At 69.4% G+C, this 13219-nt stretch carries 13 protein-coding genes; 4 read left to right on the forward strand and 9 right to left on the reverse strand.

The window, feature by feature from the left end:
• Positions 1-84 precede the first annotated feature (84 nt).
• Complete coding sequence (locus NY1_RS27760; RefSeq protein WP_067719532.1) at positions 85-543, reverse strand: hypothetical protein; 459 nt, start codon at positions 541-543, stop codon at positions 85-87.
• 108 nt (positions 544-651) lie between these two features.
• Positions 652-2565, reverse strand: a complete 1914-nt coding sequence (gene dnaG, locus NY1_RS27765; protein WP_067719535.1) for a DNA primase — start codon at positions 2563-2565, stop codon at positions 652-654.
• Positions 2566-2733: 168 nt separating this feature from the next.
• Between dnaG and NY1_RS27770 the strand changes: the two genes are divergently transcribed.
• Genes NY1_RS27770 through NY1_RS27780 form a run of 3 tightly spaced genes read left to right on the forward strand, consistent with a single transcriptional unit; the run spans position 2734 to position 4583 of the window.
• The gene (locus tag NY1_RS27770) at positions 2734-3324 is read left to right on the forward strand and encodes an energy-coupling factor transporter transmembrane component T family protein (RefSeq protein WP_067719537.1); all 591 of its coding nucleotides are present in this window, start codon (positions 2734-2736) and stop codon (positions 3322-3324) included.
• Between the two features lie 18 nt (positions 3325-3342).
• The gene (locus tag NY1_RS27775; protein WP_067719540.1) at positions 3343-3906 is read left to right on the forward strand and encodes a biotin transporter BioY; all 564 of its coding nucleotides are present in this window, start codon (positions 3343-3345) and stop codon (positions 3904-3906) included.
• On the forward strand, positions 3903-4583 hold the full coding sequence (locus NY1_RS27780; RefSeq protein ID WP_067719541.1) for an energy-coupling factor ABC transporter ATP-binding protein: 681 nt from the start codon (positions 3903-3905) through the stop codon (positions 4581-4583). Before NY1_RS27775 ends, NY1_RS27780 begins: the two co-directional genes overlap by 4 nt.
• 28 nt (positions 4584-4611) lie before the next feature.
• Here NY1_RS27780 and NY1_RS27785 read toward each other — a convergent pair whose 3' ends face one another.
• Genes NY1_RS27785 through NY1_RS27800 form a run of 4 tightly spaced genes read right to left on the reverse strand, consistent with a single transcriptional unit; the run spans position 4612 to position 8033 of the window.
• A complete protein-coding gene (locus NY1_RS27785; RefSeq protein ID WP_157762505.1) occupies positions 4612-5358 on the reverse strand; it encodes a HalD/BesD family halogenase in 747 nt (248 codons plus the stop codon).
• Between the two features lie 5 nt (positions 5359-5363).
• Complete coding sequence (locus tag NY1_RS27790; RefSeq protein ID WP_067719546.1) at positions 5364-6632, reverse strand: deoxyguanosinetriphosphate triphosphohydrolase; 1269 nt, start codon at positions 6630-6632, stop codon at positions 5364-5366.
• A 4-nt stretch (positions 6633-6636) separates the two neighbouring features.
• Positions 6637-7305, reverse strand: coding sequence for a YdcF family protein (locus tag NY1_RS27795; RefSeq protein ID WP_067719550.1), 669 nt, complete (start codon positions 7303-7305; stop codon positions 6637-6639).
• A gap of 32 nt (positions 7306-7337) precedes the next feature.
• Positions 7338-8033 (reverse strand): MBL fold metallo-hydrolase, encoded by a 696-nt coding sequence (locus tag NY1_RS27800; protein ID WP_067719644.1) that lies wholly within the window; start codon positions 8031-8033, stop codon positions 7338-7340.
• 63 nt (positions 8034-8096) lie between these two features.
• Here NY1_RS27800 and NY1_RS27805 point away from each other — a divergent pair, with 63 nt between their 5' ends.
• Positions 8097-10079: a TPM domain-containing protein gene (locus NY1_RS27805; RefSeq protein WP_067719554.1), complete on the forward strand. Its 1983-nt coding sequence runs from the start codon at positions 8097-8099 to the stop codon at positions 10077-10079.
• A 10-nt stretch (positions 10080-10089) separates the two neighbouring features.
• On the opposite strand, the gene NY1_RS27810 is transcribed toward NY1_RS27805, so the two are convergent.
• The 3 genes from NY1_RS27810 to NY1_RS27820 all read right to left on the reverse strand — a co-directional run.
• Complete coding sequence (locus tag NY1_RS27810) at positions 10090-10695, reverse strand: response regulator transcription factor (protein ID WP_067719556.1); 606 nt, start codon at positions 10693-10695, stop codon at positions 10090-10092.
• Positions 10692-11819: a sensor histidine kinase gene (locus tag NY1_RS27815; protein ID WP_169815401.1), complete on the reverse strand. Its 1128-nt coding sequence runs from the start codon at positions 11817-11819 to the stop codon at positions 10692-10694. The genes NY1_RS27810 and NY1_RS27815 overlap by 4 nt, the downstream gene beginning before the upstream one ends.
• 330 nt (positions 11820-12149) lie before the next feature.
• Positions 12150-13219: molybdopterin-dependent oxidoreductase (locus NY1_RS27820; RefSeq protein WP_157762507.1), on the reverse strand; the 1070-nt coding region annotated here is incomplete at its 5' end.

Below are 13219 nucleotides of genomic sequence, written 5' to 3' on the forward strand. Positions count from 1 at the left end.
AGCGGCATTCGTCGCGAAGCGGGCCTCCCACATCCCTGGTTGCGCGGGTGGGGCAACGCGGTCGCCGCGTTTGGCTGACACCCGTCATTCCCCTATCGGTTCGGGGACTGGGCCGAGGTCGTCGTCCGAGGGGCCGGAGAGTTGTTGGGCGAGAGACGGATCGGCGTGGATGGCTGCGGTGGCGCGCCATTCGCGGATGGTTTGGGCGAGGACGGACCATTCGCCGAGTTCTGCTGACGCTTGGAAGGCGCGGGCGAAGTCGGTGACGAACTGGGCTCGGGAGTGCTCGGGAAGCACGTCGACCCAGGGGAATTCGTCGAGGAGTGCGCGGGCGGCGATGTCGTGGGGCAGGTGCACGAGAACGTTGCGGAGGGCGCGGGCGGCGGTGATCGAGCCTTCGGAGAGGGCTTCGGCGCGGTCCTCGCGGATCAGGAGGAGGGGGACGCCGTCGCGGCGGCGAACACGGACAGCGCCCTCGTCGGCCAGGCGGGCGACCTGCTTCGGGTCGCGCTGTAGCTCACTCCACTGGACTTCGGTAACCATCGCGCCGCACCTCTCCTGAGGGGTCCGGGTATGGCCATTGCCTACCCATCCACCTCATTGTAGGCCGGAGTTCTGAATTTTTTCAGAACTCGACCGGAGAGTGGCCGGCTAGGTCGACGCGAAATCGTCGCTGTTGCCCATGGCCTGGGTGAGCAGGCTCTTGCGGTATTGCTCGAGGGCTACCAGGTCGCCGAACAGGGCCATGTAGTCGTCGGTTTGTTCGGTGGAGGAGATGCGCTGAAGTTTGGACTTCAGGGCGGCTATCTGGCGGCCTACCCAGGCTTCCTGGGTGCGGGCGAGGACGCCGGTGACGAAGCGGGGGATGTCGCTGGCTGCTTTGACGGGGAGGGGTTCGGCGGCCAGCTCGGAGACCAGGGCTCGCATGGTGAGGTCTTCTGTGTTGTCGGCCACGAGGGTTACCCATTCGGCGCCGCCCAGGCCGGAGGAGGCGCCGCCGGCTTCGGCGATGGCGGCGCGCATGGTGATGTACGCGGGGTGGGTGAAGGCTTCGGGTTCCAGGGAATCGAAGATGGGGCCGGCGTAGGCGGGGTATTGCAGGGCCGCGGCGATGGCCTGGCGCTGGACCAGGAGGGTGGGGTCGGCGGGGCTGGGGCGGGCTGCGGGCTGGTCGGAAACCGATTGGCGCGCTTCGCGTTCGGGGATGCCGGGTTTGGTGCCGGTGCGGGCGGTTTTGCGGGCTTCCTCGCCGACGCGGCGGACCACCAGCTGGATGTCGTCCCAGCCGACCCAGCCGGCCAGCTTGGTGGCGTAGGCCTTGCGGAGGGCGAAGTCCTTGATTTGAGCCACCACCGGGACGGCGCGGCGCAGGGCCTCGACCTGGCCTTCGGGGGCGTCGAGGTTGTGTTCGGCGAGCAGGCCGCGGATCACGAACTCGTACAGGGGGACTCGGCGGGCGACCAGGTCGCGCACCGCGCCGTCGCCGTTGCGCTGGCGCAGTTCGCACGGATCCAGGCCGTCGGGCGCGACGGCGATATAAGTCTGGCCCGCGAGCTTCTGGTCGCCGGAGAAGGCTTTCAGGGCCGCCGCCTGGCCCGCCTCGTCACCGTCGAAGGTGTAGATGATCTCGCCGCGCCAGAAGTTGTCGTCCATGAGCAGACGGCGCAGGATCGCGAGGTGCTCGTCGCCGAAAGCGGTGCCGCAGGACGCGACGGCGGTTTTGACGCCGGCCATGTGCATGGCCATGACGTCGGTGTAACCCTCCACGACCACGGCCTGATGGCCCTTGGCGATCTCGCGCTTGGCGTGGTCGAGCCCGAAGAGCACCTGGGACTTCTTGTACAGCAACGTTTCCGAGGTGTTGATGTACTTGGCGGTCATGGTGTCGTCGTCGTACAACCGGCGCGCGCCGAAGCCGATCACCTCACCGCCGAGATTGCGGATGGGCCACAGCAGGCGGCGGTTGAACCGGTCCATGGGGCCGCGCTGGCCCTGCTTGGACAGGCCCGCGGCTTCCAGCTCCTTGAACTCGAAACCCTTGCGCAGCAGGTGTTTCGTCAGCGTGTCCCAGCCGCCGGGCGCGTACCCGCAGCCGAACTGGTGAGCGGCATTGTGGTCGAAATTACGGTCCGTCAGGTACTTTCGCGCCGCCTCGGCCTCGTGCTCGCCGAGCTGCGCCATGTAGAACTCGTGCGCCGCGGCATTGGCGGCGACCAGCCGGGCCCGGGTGCCCCGGTCCCGCTGGACCGAGGTGCCGCCACCCTCGTAATTGATCTTGTAGTTGAGCCGGTCCGCCATCTGCTCGACGGCCTCGACGAACCCGATGTGCTCGATCTTCTGCAGGAAGGCGAAAACGTCCCCGCCCTCACCGCATCCGAAGCAATGGAAATGCCCATGATTGGGCCGCACATGGAACGAGGGCGACTTCTCGTCGTGGAAGGGGCAGAGCCCCTTCATGGAGTCGGCGCCCGCCCGCTTCAACGCGACGTACTCACCAACCACATCCTCGATCCGAACACGTTCACGAATCGCCGCGATATCGCGGTCAGGAAGTCGGCCGGCCACGCGAGCGAGTCTAGCTGTTCCGCCTCTCCGCGACTCCAGCGCACAACTTGGATCCGTCAACCGTCTCGCACGCGTGCCGGCGGCCGGGTGCCGAACCCATTTCGGACGTACCCGACGAGTTACCCCCGGCTTGCGAGATCACCGGGTCCCGTCTGCCAGTATCTACGGGTGCTGAGCCTGTACCACGACGCCCGGACGCCGGTGCATACCGTGCCCGCCGGGGCGAAGCTGCTGGTGCTGGCCGTCGCGGGGACCGCGCTGTTCTTCGTGAATTCGATCGCCTGGCTGGCGGTCGCCCTCGCGGTCGTGCTCGGGCTGTATGCACTCGCGCGCATCCCGTTCCGGATGACCGGGCGGCAACTGCTCACCCTTACCCCGGTGCTCCTGCTGATCATGCTCGCGCAGTTGCTGTTCGTCGGCCGCGACAGCGCGCTCACCGTCGGCCTGCGCCTGCTCACGCTGATCCTGCTCGCCAACTTGGTGACTTTGACCACCCGCACCGCCGCCATGATCGACACCATCGAACGCGCCCTGCGCCCGCTGAAACCCCTCGGCGTCCGCCCGGAGCGAGTCGGCCTGCTGGTCGCCATGACCATTCGATTCGTTCCGGTCATCCGCGAACAAGCCGAACTGGTGCGGGCCGCGCAACGGGCGCGCGGCATCGAGCGCAGCACCGTGTTCCTGGTCCCGCTACTCATCCGCACCCTGCGCATGGCCGATGGGGTCGGCGAGGCCCTGGACGCCCGCGGCCTGGACTGAAACCGATAGTGTTCCCGGGTGCGTAGTAGGGATTTGGCCCAGATCGCGCTGTTCGCGGCGATCATGGTGGTACTCGGCTTCTTTCCGTTGATCCAATTGCCGGGGACGACGGTGCCGTTCACCTCGCAAACCCTCGGCGTCATTCTGGCGGGCTCGATCCTGGGCGCGAAACGCGGTGCGCTGGCCATCCTGCTCTTCGATGTGCTGGTGTTCGCGGGCCTGCCGGTGCTGCCGGGCGGGCGCGGCGGCATGTCGGTGATCATGGGCGCCACCGGCGGCTTCGTGCTGGCCTATCCGCTCGGCGCGCTGGTGATCGGCCTGCTCACCGAACGGCTGTGGAAGCACTACAACCTGCCCATCGCGGTGCTGATCAACTTCTTCGGCGGCGCGATCGTGCTGTACGCCATCGGAATTCCGTGGATGGCCACCGTGCTGGACCTGCCGCTGTCCAAGGCCATCACCACCTCGGTGGCGTTCCTGCCGGGCGATGTCTTCAAGGCCGTGATCGGTTCGCTGGCCGCGCTCGCGGTGAAGCGCGCCTACCCGCTGATGCCGGTCCGGGACACGGCCGCCCGCGCATGATCGAACTCGAGGGCGTCTCCCACCGCTTCGGCGAACGCGAGGTGCTGCGCGCACTCGACCTGGAGCTGACCGAGCACCGCATCGCCGTGATCGGCTCGAACGGCTCCGGTAAATCGACCTTCGCGCGGCTGCTGAACGGCCTGCAGGTGCCGAGCGCGGGCCGGGTGCGGGTGGACGGTCTCGATACCCGCAAGCAGGGCAGGCAGGTGCGCCGCCGGGTCGGGTTCGTCTTCCAGGACCCGGATGTGCAGATCGTCATGCCGACGGTCGCGGAGGATCTGGCGTTCGGGCTCAAGCATCACGGGTTCGGGAAGGCCGAGATCGGCGAGCGGGTGACGGAGGTGCTGGCCGAGTACGGTCTCGCCGAATTCCGGGATCATCCCGCGCATCTGCTCAGCGGTGGGCAGAAGCAGATGCTGGCGATCGCCGCCGTGCTGTCGGTGCGGCCGGAGTACGTGATCTTCGACGAACCGACCACGCTGCTCGATCTGCGGAACAAGCGCCGCGTCACCAAGCTGCTGGCCGAACTCCCGCAGCGGCTGGTGGTGATCTCCCACGATCTGGATCTGCTCGCCGACTTCGACCGCGTGCTGGTATTCGACGAAGGCCGCATAGTCGCCGATGGCCCGCCCGCGACCAGCATCGCCCACTATCTGGCCCTGCACGACGCGCTCTGACCCGAACGCGCGCCCGCAACTCGGACCTTCACTCCGTACGCCCGAAATACCGCCGCCGCACCTGATCGTTGAGCCGCTGCCCCGGCCGCAAATGAAACGCCATACTCACCACCACCCGCGGAATGTTCCCGCGCACCAACGTGATTCGATGCCGCGCCCGCCGCCCCGGATACAGCACCAGCGCCCCCGGCGCGGTGGCCAGCAACTGTACCGTCCGCCGCCGCACCCCGGGCGGCCCGGCGGGCGGGAAATCCATCGGCAATGGCGAATACTCCAGCACCCCACCCTGTTCCGGCGCCACGATATGCAATTCGACCGTGTACTCCGACATGTCGAAATGCCATTCCTGCCCCGTCCCCGGCGGATCCATCTGCACGGTCATCGCCGCCAGCGCGTCCGCCGACCGATGCACCGGCTCCCCCACCACCCGGGATACGAAGCCCAGCAACGGTTCCCAGCGATACAGCTGTTTCACCGCCGCCGTCCCCGGTATCCGGTCGTAGGCGGTCAGGCGCGGCGCGGAGGCGTCCAGCAGCGCTTCGGCCGCGATGCCGACCACCGCTTCCGGCCGCAGGAACTCCGGCACCACCACCAATCCGGTGGTGGCCAGCTCGTCGCGGGCATGTTCGATGACCGCGAGCAGGCCGGGCACGTCCCGGCAGTCCAGGGGATACCGGTCGAGATCGACCGTCTGCTCCACGCCGTACAGCATTGCCACCCCCGTCTGGCTCGCGACTGCGGTGCGCGACGGGTCCCCTGCCGACCGGTTCGTCACCATGCTCAGGGTATCGCCGCGGCGATCCGCTCGAGGCGGCTCTCGGTGAGCGAGGCGATCTGATCCACCACCACCCGCACCCGGGCGGTGTCGTCGGCGGCTTCCTCCCACCAGGGCAGCAGCAGCCGGTCCAGGCCGCGCGGCGCGGCGGCCAGCAGGCGTTCGGCGACCAGCAGGATGCGTTCGCGCTGGGTGACCTGCCGCACCCGGTGGATCGGATCGTCGAGCACGAAGCGCAACGCCATGGTCTTGAGCACCGCGACTTCGGCCGCCACTACCGGCGGCACCTCCAGATCGGCTGCGTAACGGGACAATTGGCGTCCGCCCCAGGCCGCCCGGGTGGCCTCCACCGCGGCCGTGGCGAACCGGCCCACCAGATCGCTGGTGAGGCGCTTCAGGGCGACCGAGGCGGTCAGCGAACCGTCGTAGGCGGCGGCAGCGGCCACCACCGGCAGTTCCGAGAGCCGTTGCGCGGCGGCCACCAGCTCGTCGGAGGTGAGCGAACGGTGTTGCGCCGCACCGAGTTCCGCGAGGGTGCGGCGTTCGCTCGGAGCGGCGAGAATACGCAGGTCGATGCGCCCGGCGATGACGCCGTCCTCGACGTCGTGCACCGAGTACGCGACATCGTCGGCCCAGTCCATGATCTGCGATTCCAGGCATTGCCGGCGGTCCGGCGCGCCCTTGCGCACCCAGGCCAGCCGATTCAGGTCCACGTCGTAGGCGCCGAACTTGGAGCCGGGACCCGTTCTGCCCCACGGGTATTTGATGACCGCGTCCAGTGCCGCCCGGGTCAGGTTGAGCCCGAAGCTGTGCCCGCGCTCGTCGAGCACCTTGGGTTCGAGCCGGGTCAGGATGCGCAGGTTCTGGGCATTGCCCTCGAAACCGCCGTGCCGATCGGCGAATTGGTCCAGGGCCTTCTCGCCGTTGTGCCCGTAGGGCGGGTGCCCGATATCGTGCGCCAGCCCGGCCAGATCCACCAGATCCGGATCGCAGCCCAGGCTGTCGGCGATGCTGCGCCCGATCTGCGCCACTTCCAGTGAGTGGGTGAGCCGGGTGCGCGGCGTGTCACCGTCGCGCGGACCCATCACCTGGGTCTTGTCGGCCAGCCGCCGCAGCGCCGCCGAATGCAGCACCCGGGCACGGTCCCGGGAGAAATCGCTGCGCCGCGCCGGGCACGGCGACCAGCTCAAGCCGGCGGTGCCGTCGGTTTCCGGTACCAGACGCTCCCGATCCGCGTCGGAGTACACCCGGTCATAGTCGATGCGCGCGTTCATGACTTCACTGATCCGCCGTGTATTTGAAATCCGCCGAGTAGTGGCTCAACTGGTACCACAGCAGCGCGAAGGTCTCCCGGAAAATGCCGTGCGCCTGTGATTCCCGCGTGTAGACGGCGGGCCCGGTGCGGGTGGGCGCGGTCCACGCCGCCAGCCCGGCATCGCGGGCCATGGTGCGGGTGCGCAGCGAATGCCACGGATCGCTGACCAGCACCACCGAGGTCTTGCCGCGCGCCAGTAGCGCTTTGGACACCGCCTCCACGCTCTGCAAAGTGTCGGAACCGGTTTCCACCGCCAGGATCGAATCGCCGGGCACGCCCTGTTTCCGCAGGTAGCTCTTGCCCGACGCGGCCTCGGTGTAGTTGTCGCCGACCTGTTTGCCGCCGACCGTCACCACCAGCGGCGCGATGCCCTTCTTGAACAGCTTCCCGGCCTGGTCCAGGCGGGCCTCGAACACCGAGGACGGGGTGCCGTCGTATTGCGCGGCGCCCAGCACCACTATCGCGTCGGCCTTGGCGTAATCGCTGATCCGGGCCACCTGCCAGACCCGCACGGCGGTGCCACACACCACCAGCAGGGCCATCAGCAGCGCGCCGGCCAGCAGCCGGCGCGCCCAGCGCAAGGCGCCCGAGACGCAGCCGCCGCGGGGCTCCGGCTCGAATTCGCCGGTCATCCAGTCGGGTTCGGGAGCACGGTTCCGGAGCTTTACCAACCGCGCCGCCGCCACTCGGGCAAGTGCGGGCGCTCTGTGCCGAGCGTGGTGTCGTCGCCGTGGCCCGGGTACACCGCGGTGTCGTCGGGGTAGCGGCCGAACAGCTTCGACTCCACATCGCCGAGCAGCGAGGTGAACTGCTCCGGGCTGCCGGTCTTGCCGACCCCGCCGGGGAAGAGGGAGTCGCCGGTGAACAGGTGGGTGCGGCCGGCGCCGTCGGTAAAGGCGAGCGCGACCGAACCGGGCGTGTGCCCGCGCAGGTGGACGGCCTCGAGCTCGAGGTCGCCGATGCGCAGCTTCTCGCCGTCGGCCAGCAGCCGGTCCGGCGGCACGGGTAGCGGTTCGGCGTCCAGCGGGTGCGCGGCGGTCGGGGCTTTGGTGCCGGTCGCCACGTCCGCGAGCGCCCACCAGTGATCGGGATGCTGATGGGTGGTGACGATGAGCTCGACGCCGCCGGGCGCCTGCTGCCCGATCAGCTCGAGAATCCGGTCCGCTTCGTTGGCGGCGTCGATGAGCAGGGTCGCGCCGGTGTTCGCGCACTGCACCAGGTAGGTGTTGTTGTCCATCGCGCCGACCGACATCTTCACGATGCGCGCGCCGGGAACTTCGCGGAGCTGCGCGTTCGAACCGGGGGCGACATGACCCGTGTAGGGGGTTTCGATCGTGATCACGTCTTCGATCGTAGTCATGGCGTCCGACACGGGTGCGCGGAAGAATCTCCGGCGCCCGGTACGGGCGGATAGATTCGTGCCATGCGGCAATCGAAGCGTGCCCTGACGCTGATCGTCACCGGAGTTCTGCTGGCGCTGGCGCTGCTCGGCCTCGGCGCGGGCGCGGCGGGTGCGGACCAGCCCCAGCGATTGCCCACCTATGTGACCGACAAGGCCGGGGCCCTGAAGGGCGGGCAGACCGCCGAGCTGCAGGCCGCCATCGACGCGCTGTACGCGAAAGACCATGAGCGGCTGTGGGTTGTGTACGTGCGCGACTTCTCCGGCATGGACGCGCAGGCGTGGGGCGAGCAGACGGCGCGAGCCTCGGGCTTCGGCGATCGCGATGTGCTGCTGTCGGTGGCCACCGAGGACCGGGCTTACGCGTTCACCGGGACCACGCCGGATTCGGTGAGCGACAAGGAAGTCGACGACCTGCTCATCGACAAGGTGGAGCCGAAACTGCGGGCCGGGGATTGGGCGGGTGCGGGATTGGCGGCGGCCGACGGGCTCTCCGCGGCCATGAACGGGTCCGGCGGCGGGGTGAGTTTCCTGACGCTGCTGGTGATCGCGCTCGTGGTGATCCTGATCGTGGTCGGCATCTGGTTGTGGTCGCGGGGCCGTGCGGCCCGGCGGGCCAAGGCGGAGCTGGCGGCGGCGCGCAAGGTGGATCCCACCGATACCGCGGCGCTGGCGGCCCTTCCGCTGGGCAGTCTGGACAGCTGGTCCAAAGAGGTCCTGGTGGACGCCGACAATGCGATTCGCACCTCCACCGAGGAATTGCGCCTGGCCACCGACGAATTCGGCGCGTCCGCCACCTCGCCGTTCACCTCGGCGCTGGAGGCCGCGAAAGCCGCACTCGCCAAGGCCTTCTCGATCCGCCAGGAACTGGACGACGACATTCCCGAGACCCCGGATGAGCAGCGCCGCATGCTGGTCGAACTGATCAGCACCTGCGGCCGCGCCGATCTCGAACTCGATGCCAAGGTCGCCGAGTTCGACGCCATGCGCAATCTGCTGATCAATGCCGGCCAGCGGCTCGACGCGCTCACCCAGGCCGTGGTGGAGTTGACCACCCGCGCCCCGAATTCCGAGGCCACCCTCGCCGGACTGGTTGCCGCGCAACCGGCGTCGGTGCTCGGGCCCATTCGCGACAATGTGTCCATGGCCCGCGAGCGCATCGCCTTCGCTGAGCGCGGGATCGCCGAGGGGCGGGCCGCCGCGGCCAAACCGGTCGGTCAGCAGGGCGCGGCGGTGGCGGCCATCCGGGGCGCGGAATCGGCCGTGGACGCCGCCCGCAAGCTCCTGGACGCGGTGGACACCGCCGCCACCGATATCGATCAGGCGCGGGCCGGATTGCCCGGCATCATCGCCGAATTGGATCGCGATCTCGCCACCGCCGCCACCCTCACCGCGCACGGCGGCCCCGAACTCGCCGGCGCCGCCGAGGCCGCGCGCCAGGCCCGGGAGCAGGCGAGCGCGTCCGGGGCGGCCAATCCGCTCGGCACCTTCCAGCAGGCGGTGGCCGCGGACACCGAGCTGGACAAGGCGATCGCCGCCGCCACCGATCGCAAACTCGCCGACGACGAACTGCGCCGCCGCCTCGGTCAGGCCATCACGGCGGCGCAGAGTCAGATCAATGCCGCCTCCGATTTCATCGGCACCCGGCGCGGCGGCGTCGACGCCGAACCGCGCACCCGGCTCGCCGAGGCCCAGCGCAATCTCGATCAGGCCAACCAGCTCGCGAATTCCGATCCGGCCCAAGCCCTCCCGTACGCGCAGCGCGCCGCCGAACTCGGCACCCGCGCCTTGCACACCGCCCAGGCCGCCGTCCAGCAATGGCAGGCCGCGCAATCGTCTCCGAACTCCCAGACCGGAGCGATTCTCGGCGGCATCCTCATCGACGGCATGTTGCGCGGCATGGGCGGCAGTTACCGCGGCGGCGGCAGTTCCGGCGGCGGCTACGCCCCCGGCTCGTTCGGCGGCTCGAACGGCTCCCGCCGCATCAGCCGCGGCGGCCGCTTCTAGCCCCGAGGGTTCACAGCCACCCGAGGCGTTCGGCCGCTCGCACCGCTTCCGCGCGGGTGCGGGTGCCGGTTTTGCCGATGGCCGCGGAGAGGTGATTGCGGACGGTGCCTTCCGACAGGTGCAGCGCTTTGGCGATGGCGCCGGCCGTCGCACCGTCGGCGGCCGCGGCGAGGACTTCGCGTTCGCGGGCGGTCAGGGGTGAGGTTCCGGCGGTGAGGGTTTCGGTGGCCAGGGCGGGGTCGACCACGCGCAGCCCCATGTGGACGCGGCGGACGGCGTCGGCCAGTTCGCGGGCGGGAGTGTCCTTGACGACGAAGCCGCTGGCTCCGGCGTCGATGGCGCGGCGCAGGTAGCCGGGACGACCGAAGGTGGTGACCATGAGGATGCGGACCGCCGGGAACTTGGCGTGCAGTTCCGCCGCGGCCGAAATGCCGTCCATACCGGGCATTTCCACGTCCAGCAGTGCCACGTCGGGGGTGCTGCGCTCGACCGCCGCCAGTACTTCGTCGCCGCGTCCCACCTCGGCCACGATCTCCAGATCGGGTTCCAGGCTCAGCAGCGCCGCGAGCGCCCCGCGCACCAGCGCCTGATCGTCGGCGAGCAGCAGTTTGATCATTCCTTCTCCCGGTTCCGGTCCGTGGGATAGCTTGCCAGCACCCGTAATCCGCCCTCGGGACGGTTGGCGACGGTGAGCGTGCCGCCGGTGGCCCGTACTCGTTCCCGCAGGCCGGAGAGACCGGAACCGAATTTCGCGCCGTCGCCCAATCCCGTACCGTCGTCGGCGATTTCGATGCTGGTGGGGGTGACGCGCACGACGGCGCGCCGGGCGTCGCTGTGGCGCACGATATTGGTGACCGATTCGCGCAGCACCCAGCCGAACACCACGCTGTCGCGCACCGGCAGGTCGTCGGAATCCGGCAGGTCGGCTTCGATGCCCGCCGCGCGCAGGGCGGTGCGCGCATTGGCCAGCTCGCCCGCGAGGGACACTTCTCGCAGGCCGCCGACGGTGGTGCGCACTCCTGCCAGCGATTCCCGCGCCAGCTTCTCGATATCGACCAGCTCGGCCTTGGCCCGCTCCACGTCGATATCGATGAGCCGTTGCGCGAGTTCGGTTTTCACCGTGATGACCGTGAGCGAATGCCCGAGAATATCGTGGACGTCCCGTCCCACCCGCAGCCGTTCCTCCGCCACGGCCAGCTCGGTCAGCTGTTTGCGCGCCACATCCAATTGCTGACTGCGCAGAATCAGCTGCCGGATGCCGCCGACCGCGAACGAGCCCATGGCCACCTGCTGCATGGCCGAATAGTCCGGTGGCGCACCGGCGATCAGCTGCGGGATCACTGTCGCCGCGAGCAGCAGGACCACCAGCAACACGACGGCGCGTTTGACCGGCAGGGTGAAAGCGATGAACGAGCCGATGTAGACGGCCAAGCCGGTGGCCTCCCCGCCCAGCGCCACCGCGGCCGCCACGGCCAGCGCGCTCAGGACGAGCACCGGCACGATCACCAGTTTCGGTTCCGGGCTCGGCCAGATCACCCGGTTCACCGGGCCGCGCAGCAGCAACCAGAACGAACCGACATAGCAGATCCCGAAGGCCGCGATCATGACCAGCGCGTAGATCCGCGCCGTCAGGTCGTCGAGCCGCCACGCGTCGTGCAGCAGGCCGTACAGGTACACCGACCAGATGGCGGCGAATATCCAGCCGACCCGCCGCCGCCGCGCAATTGCCTCCTCGTCCACAACGCGGGACGCTACCGCAGGCGGCAGCCCGAGGAGCCCGGCGACCGGATCCGTGGCTGGTAGGGCGGGCGACATGTCAGCACGCGGCACGGGCGTGCACTACCCCGCCGTTCGCGGGGATGGACCCGGTGTCGAACCGGCCGCGCGGTGACGTGAACTCAGATTTCATGGTTCTACTGTCGGCCGGGTGCGGCGCGGGTGCCTCGGCCGGCCGTCACGACTCGGCCATGACAGATGTCATGCCCGCTACCGCGTCCGCTTCGGTGAGACTTCCGGCCGAAAGCACGCCGGAATGACGGCGTGGGCCACGTCCGCTGAGGCTTCGGCGGGTCAGGCGTAGAGGGTTACGGAGTGGAAGCCGCCGGGACCGAGAGGGTAGGGCGGGCGCACGTTGCCGTCCTGGGTTTCGCCGGAGCGGCTGGTGACGCGGGCTTCGATGGTGTGTTCGCCGGGTGAGAGGTCTACTACGGTGCGCCAGCGACGCCAGGCGGCGGGGGCGATTTCGGAACCTAGTTCGACCGGGAGCCAGTCGGTTTCGTCTACCCGAATCTCCACGGCGGAGACGCCTTGCGGGGGCGCCCAGGCTACACCGGCCACCGTGCACTTGCCGCCGAATCCCGGTGTCGCGCAGGCGGCTACGTCGATGCGGGCTTGCGGGCGGACCCAGATGGGTTCGCTGGGCCAGCCGCGCCGCCACCAGTAGTCGACGTGGCTGTCGTCGGAGAGTTCCAGTCCGGCCAGCCATTTCGCGCCGGTGTACTGGCCGTAGAGGCCGGGGACGAAAACCCGTGCGGGGAAGCCGTGTTCGGGCGGCAGCGGTTCGCCGTTCATGCCGATGACCAGGTAGCCGGGCCATTCGCCGGTGCGCAGCGGTTCCAGCGGGAGGGAGATGGTGTAGCCGTCGACGGCGCGGGTGATCAGGCGGGTCGCGCCGGGTTCGGGGACGGCGTGGGCGAACAGGGCGGTGAGCGGGACGCCGAGCCAGCGGGCATTGCCGGCGCGGCCGGAGCCCGCCGTATTGTGCACGCACACCATGACGGCGTCGAATTCGACCGCCTGCTCGGCGAGGTCGTCGAGGGACAGGCGCAGCGGGTGCGCGACCTTGCCGCCGATGGACAGCCGCCACTGCATCGGATCGATGCGCGGGGGCCGCGAATTCACGTCCGCCACATAGAATTTGCCCGCGCGGGTGATCAGCGGCGACAGGCCGGGTTCGGTGCCGAAACCGTCCTCGGGGACGGGACTGTGCGAACCCATCGGGCCGATCTTGCGCACCCGCTCGGCATGGCGCTGATCGGCCCGGCGAATCAGGGTCTCCGCGCCCGCGAGCAGTCCGGCGCCCGTTGCGGCCCAGAGCAATCCGCCGCCGAACCCGCCGGGTGCGCGCCGCAGTCCGGCCC

Origin of the sequence: Nocardia yamanashiensis NBRC 100130 (assembly GCF_001613325.1) — a bacterium.
GTDB lineage: Bacteria > Actinomycetota > Actinomycetes > Mycobacteriales > Mycobacteriaceae > Nocardia > Nocardia yamanashiensis.

Coding starts and splice junctions, on each gene's coding strand:
- NY1_RS27760 (WP_067719532.1), bottom strand. CDS start 543: ATGGTTACCGAAGTCCAGTGGAGTGAGCTACAGCGCGACCCGAAGCAG.
- NY1_RS27795 (WP_067719550.1), bottom strand. CDS start 7,305: ATGACCGGCGAATTCGAGCCGGAGCCCCGCGGCGGCTGCGTCTCGGGC.
- NY1_RS27805 (WP_067719554.1), top strand. CDS start 8,097: ATGCGGCAATCGAAGCGTGCCCTGACGCTGATCGTCACCGGAGTTCTG.
- NY1_RS27810 (WP_067719556.1), bottom strand. CDS start 10,695: ATGATCAAACTGCTGCTCGCCGACGATCAGGCGCTGGTGCGCGGGGCG.
- NY1_RS27780 (WP_067719541.1), top strand. CDS start 3,903: ATGATCGAACTCGAGGGCGTCTCCCACCGCTTCGGCGAACGCGAGGTG.
- NY1_RS27790 (WP_067719546.1), bottom strand. CDS start 6,632: ATGAACGCGCGCATCGACTATGACCGGGTGTACTCCGACGCGGATCGG.
- NY1_RS27800 (WP_067719644.1), bottom strand. CDS start 8,033: ATGACTACGATCGAAGACGTGATCACGATCGAAACCCCCTACACGGGT.